This is a genomic window from Marinomonas foliarum (assembly GCF_003337275.1).
Taxonomy (GTDB): domain Bacteria; phylum Pseudomonadota; class Gammaproteobacteria; order Pseudomonadales; family Marinomonadaceae; genus Marinomonas; species Marinomonas foliarum.
The window spans coordinates 1-4,931 of record NZ_QPJQ01000065.1; the positions used below are offsets into that span (position 1 = coordinate 1).

A 4,931-nucleotide genomic window follows, 5' to 3' on the forward strand; every position below is an offset into this window, starting at 1 on the left:
CAAGTGGGTTAAGTGGTGATTAAATGTCGCTTCTGAGGAAATACTGTCACAAGCTGAAAGTCAGCTAAAAATTGTCTTACTTGTTCGTATGTTCCTTAGTGTTTAAAAATTAAATTTGAGCAGAGTGACATCTACCCATTGATGTCGGATGATATTAGATGGTTTCAACCAAGCGTATTTAACCTTATTAAAGCCTACACTACCGAGAGCTTTTAACAATAATATGTTAAAATTGACGCTTAATAAAATTTTAAAAAAAGTGAGATTAAACCCATGGCAAAAGCTGCAGCACGTCATATCCTTGTTAAAGACGAGACAACCTGTAATGAACTTAAATCAAAAATCGCTTCGGGTGAAGACTTCGCCGCTCTGGCACAACAGTATTCTTCATGTCCATCAGGCCGCAATGGGGGTGACTTAGGCACCTTCGGCCCAGGTCAAATGGTCCCTGAGTTCGATAAAGTTGTTTTTAGCGCTCCAGTTAACGAAGTTCAAGGCCCAGTTCAAACTCAGTTCGGCTATCACTTACTAGAAGTGACTGAGCGTACTGAATAAATTCTATCTAGAGGTCACAGAGTGAAACAATCTGTACAGCTCATTTCTAACCTCATTGTTAGAAGGTGATGGTATGAATATTAATACCATCACCTCTACATCCCTGGGTGACCCTCTCTATTATCTACGTAACGCTCAGCAGATAATTCAGTTATGCCTAAATCACTATTCTGATCTTTTATTAGCAGATGAAATACAACGCTTGAAGCTGTTGTTATCCCTTGATATTTCCACGCAGGCACTGTTAATTCGTATAGTGATGCGCAAAGGTTTACTATTTCGCACAGATAAGCTGAACTACGCCGAGGTGGCTAATCTTAATGAAGCGATTAGCGTGTTGGATAAGACCGGATACGTGTATAGCAAACCTGAAATTTCAATATCATCCTTATGCGATCTATCACGACGCGAGGAATGCAAGGCACTTGCTCAATATCTGCTACCTAGTATGATTTTTTCAGCATCGACACGAAAAACGGATATACACGATGCACTGGTAATATCTTTTTCGGAAGAAAAACCCAGGCCTATTCAGGCATGGTGGCCAGATGCTGCTTTTCAGATTATTGAATTACGCTGCAATGATCTTTTTGAGCGTTTGCGTCTGATGTTCTTTGGCAACCTTTACCAAAACTGGTCTGAATTTGTTCTTACTGAGTTAGGGCTGCAGCAGTTTGAAAAGGTTCCACTGACAACTGAATCACGCCCTTTTCAAAGTCGATCTGAAGTGGATCTTTATCTTAGCTTACAAACACTTCAAGAACGTGCTGGTGATGGAGAAAAGATAGACTCACTTGCTCAGCTTATCCCCTCGCCTGTTAACTGTCATTGGATTGATTACCGACGTAGGAAAGTCATATTTTTACTGGGTCGTGAAGCGGAGCGGCAAAAACAAACCGATCTTGCGCTAAATCTCTATCAACAAAGCCAACATCATGAAGCTCAGCTTCGTAGCTTGAGATTATTGGAAAAACGCGATCCACCAGAGCAAGTTTTCTTTCAAACCCAGAAAGTGCACGCCAAGATCACAAAACCTGAAGTACGCGTTGGACTGGAACGAATTCTTAAACGCAGTGCCAGTAAAGCAGGTATTGAGTTCAAGCTGCCAAAGCCAATCGAAATACCCGTGGATTTTTTAGTATTGAACAAACCCGAACAGGGTCGCGTAGAGAGGGCTGTAATCTCTTCACTGTCAAATTCAGACACGCAACTCTTCCATGTTGAAAATAGGCTGTTTACAGGACTCTTTGCGTTGCTGTTCTGGCCCGCTCTGTTTGCTCCTGTTAGAGGCGCGTTTTTCAATCCATTTCAATCTGGTCCAGTCGACCTATATCGTCCAAGCTTTAGTGACGAACGCGCCGAGTTACTGAATCAAGGTTTTGATCTACTCCAATCAGATGAATACATTCACACCATCCTTGATCGACTAAAACACAAACAGGGTATCAGTTGCTCACTTATCTACTGGCCTTCGCTTACTCTCCCACTGGTTGAAGAGGTCTTAGCGTTAATTCCAGCCAAGCACTTGCAAGCGGTATTTCGTCATCTGTTGTTAGATCTCAGACATCACCGCAAAGGCATGCCAGACCTAATCGAACTTAACAAAACCGCAGGAGAGTATAGGCTCATTGAGGTGAAAGGCCCCGGTGATCGACTGCAAGATCACCAAAAATTATGGCTTGAGGTGATGTTAGAACATGAAATGCCAGTCAGTGTGCTTAATGTAAGCTGGCAAGTGAATGAAACATAAGAATTATCTGTCATCAAGGGTCTACACAATTACTGGCTTTTGCTAATATATAAAGAAACTGCGATTAAGAAGCCGCACAGCAGTCAGTGTTTCTAACTTAGTTAAAAAGTGCAAAATGTCACCCACTTTAGTACTTTTAGCCCCAAAACAAGCTTATTCAGCCTTGTTTTGGGGCTTTTAAACGGATTACTCCCTTACGGCCCGTATCATCTGGTCAATCTTAAACACATTGGCTAAGGCAAACAGCATCGCCAGTTTGCTATTAAAAGATTGGCTTTTAACGCCTGATTACTGGGTAAGTGAAACGACCTCTACCATGTCAAGGTTACTCTGAATATTCCCTCACATGACAATGAACTACTTTATATAATATATTCAATGCCTTAGTAAACACACATCCTTTGAATCAAAGCAATATGAGGCAATAAAACTCTATATCAGGGGATTTTGGCCCATTTTGATCCCATCTTGGCCCATGACCTCTACCCTTCGAATCAAAGCATCTCAAATTAACCCATACTTTAAAGGCAAAAATACCCATGAATGCATGGTTTCAATTGCTTTGAATCAAAGCATAATTTTGGACATATTTGTTACTTTGATTCGAAGTAAAATTGAATTTCAGTGGGATTAAAGCCTTCTCAGCACTATACAAGGTCTACAAAAAATAACCTATAACGTATTATTTTGTAGACCTAAAACATTGTCACCCCAACCTTTCAGGTCTACACTTTAATACATCTAAAGTAATAATACGTAGACCACTATGAGTAAAAAAGAAAAACTACTGTCCGTACTATCTGATGCTACTAAAGCTGGTGGCGGTGTTCATACGTCGACAGAAATAGCATTTATGCTCGGCGAAAAGCATACCCCTGCCTTTACAAAGTTCCTCACAGATTGCGTAAAAAACGGTGTCTTACGAAGAGTAGCAACGGGTATTTTTGAAAGTACCATTACTCCTCCAGATGGATCAACGGCCATTTACAAGATTGTAAATAAGCTCAGAGGAGATGTATTTAACTATATCAGCCTAGAGAGCCAACTTAGCTATACAGGCGATATTTCACAAATTGTTATGGACAGACTCACTGTGATGACAAAAGGTAGAAGTGGTATTTTTCCGACACCTTATGGCGTCATTGAGTTTACACATACAAAAAAAACGATCGAGACAATCGCTCCTAATATTTATTTCGATTCAGATATAAAAATGTATCGGGCCAAAACAACCCAAGCTCTTATTGATTTAAAAAACTGTAATCGAAATCTGCACATGCTGGAGGCATAACATGCTCAAAGAAGTCATAAAGCAAATTGTTAACACCAATCCTGAGTATGCAGGGATAACACCTGTTATAGAAAAAGAAATATTGCACCATGATATTATGGCGGTCATGGTAAAACAGGGGGTTATGCAATCACTGACTTTTATTGGCGGCACATCACTTCGCTTATGTCACAACAGCTCTCGATTGTCTGAGGATTTAGACTTTAATGGAGGGCATGACTTTAAACCTGATGATTTTGATGGTCTGGAAGTCGAGATTCAAAAGTACATACAAAAAAAATATGAAACAGAAGTCTGGGTAAATAAGCCGAACCAAGACAAACAAGGAGACACATCTTCTTGGAAAATTAGTATCGAAAAAGAAGCCAACCGCCCTGATCTACCACGTCAAAAAATGCATATCGACATTTGTGCTATCCCTTCTTTCGACATTGAGAGAAGACCACTGATAAATCATTACGATGTCGTCGTTCCAACAGAAGGACTTTTGATCCCAGTACAGTCGTTAGAAGAAACCTTGGCAGATAAATTCATTGCTCTAGCATACCGTTCCAGACGAATTAAACCTCGTGATGTTTGGGATATTCTTTGGATCAAGCAAAGAGGTATTGACGTATCCATAGAGCTGATCAGCAAAAAACTTGCAGCAAGAGAAAAAACAAAATCTCACTTCATAGAATCGCTTAGCCTTCAGGTCGAAAAATTACTCAACGAAGAAGAGGTAAAAGCCGACTTCAACAACGAAATGAGCCGTTTCATTCCAAGCCAAATTAAACAGCGAACAATTGATAATCCAGAATATTGGCAATACGTGCAACTTGAAATTAAAAGCATGACAGACCTGATACTCAAACCTGATTTACAGACAAAGAAATTTGATATGGGACTTTAAACGCCGAAAAAAGAAACTCTTAAGTTGCCTTAAATAAAAATAGCAACTAATATGTTTCTATCTATTCGAAAGCAACTTATTAGTTTCCTTATGATAAATCTACTACAACAAATCAAACGTCGCCGTTTAGCACTGAAACTCAAGCAGAATGACATGCTAATGCGTATTGGCATTTCTAGGCAGCAGTACCAACGGCTTGAAGCAAAAGGCAATCCAAGACTCGATACGCTTGAACTGATTGCCAAAGGTCTAAATAGCGACGTCATGCTAATCCCAAAAGAAAAGCTGAATGCTGTTTTAGCTGTTCTTGAAAGTGATGGTAACAACACATCTTTACCGCACAAACAGTGTTGTGGTTGAATTAGCCGGACACTTCAATAAAGGATAATATCCAATTATTGAGGTGTAAAATGACTAAACGTACTAACAAACAATATCCAAAC

5 protein-coding genes are annotated in these 4,931 nt (G+C 39.8%); all 5 read left to right on the plus strand.

From position 1 onward, the window contains the following. The first annotated feature begins 273 nt into the window (after positions 1 to 273). The 5 genes from DFP77_RS19170 to DFP77_RS19190 all read left to right on the plus strand — a co-directional run bounded on the left by DFP77_RS19170 (position 274) and on the right by DFP77_RS19190 (position 4,848). Complete coding sequence (locus DFP77_RS19170; RefSeq protein ID WP_114413778.1) at positions 274 to 555, plus strand: peptidylprolyl isomerase; 282 nt, start codon at positions 274 to 276, stop codon at positions 553 to 555. Positions 556 to 628: 73 nt separating this feature from the next. Continuing rightward, positions 629 to 2,305, plus strand: a complete 1,677-nt coding sequence (locus DFP77_RS19175; protein ID WP_114413779.1) for a VRR-NUC domain-containing protein — start codon at positions 629 to 631, stop codon at positions 2,303 to 2,305. A gap of 766 nt (positions 2,306 to 3,071) precedes the next feature. Beyond that, positions 3,072 to 3,596: a type IV toxin-antitoxin system AbiEi family antitoxin gene (gene abiEi / locus DFP77_RS19180; protein WP_114413780.1), complete on the plus strand. Its 525-nt coding sequence runs from the start codon at positions 3,072 to 3,074 to the stop codon at positions 3,594 to 3,596. Position 3,597: 1 nt separating this feature from the next. Further along, the gene (locus tag DFP77_RS19185) at positions 3,598 to 4,488 is read left to right on the plus strand and encodes a nucleotidyl transferase AbiEii/AbiGii toxin family protein (protein WP_067014182.1); all 891 of its coding nucleotides are present in this window, start codon (positions 3,598 to 3,600) and stop codon (positions 4,486 to 4,488) included. Between the two features lie 90 nt (positions 4,489 to 4,578). Next, complete coding sequence (locus DFP77_RS19190) at positions 4,579 to 4,848, plus strand: helix-turn-helix domain-containing protein (RefSeq protein WP_114413781.1); 270 nt, start codon at positions 4,579 to 4,581, stop codon at positions 4,846 to 4,848. Positions 4,849 to 4,931: the final 83 nt, after the last annotated feature.

Excerpts from the sequence above, each read along its gene's own strand:
- DFP77_RS19170 (WP_114413778.1), top strand. The coding sequence starts at position 274 with ATGGCAAAAGCTGCAGCACGTCATATCCTTGTTAAAGACGAGACAACC.
- DFP77_RS19175 (WP_114413779.1), top strand. The coding sequence starts at position 629 with ATGAATATTAATACCATCACCTCTACATCCCTGGGTGACCCTCTCTAT.
- abiEi (WP_114413780.1), top strand. The coding sequence starts at position 3,072 with ATGAGTAAAAAAGAAAAACTACTGTCCGTACTATCTGATGCTACTAAA.
- DFP77_RS19185 (WP_067014182.1), top strand. The coding sequence starts at position 3,598 with ATGCTCAAAGAAGTCATAAAGCAAATTGTTAACACCAATCCTGAGTAT.
- DFP77_RS19190 (WP_114413781.1), top strand. The coding sequence starts at position 4,579 with ATGATAAATCTACTACAACAAATCAAACGTCGCCGTTTAGCACTGAAA.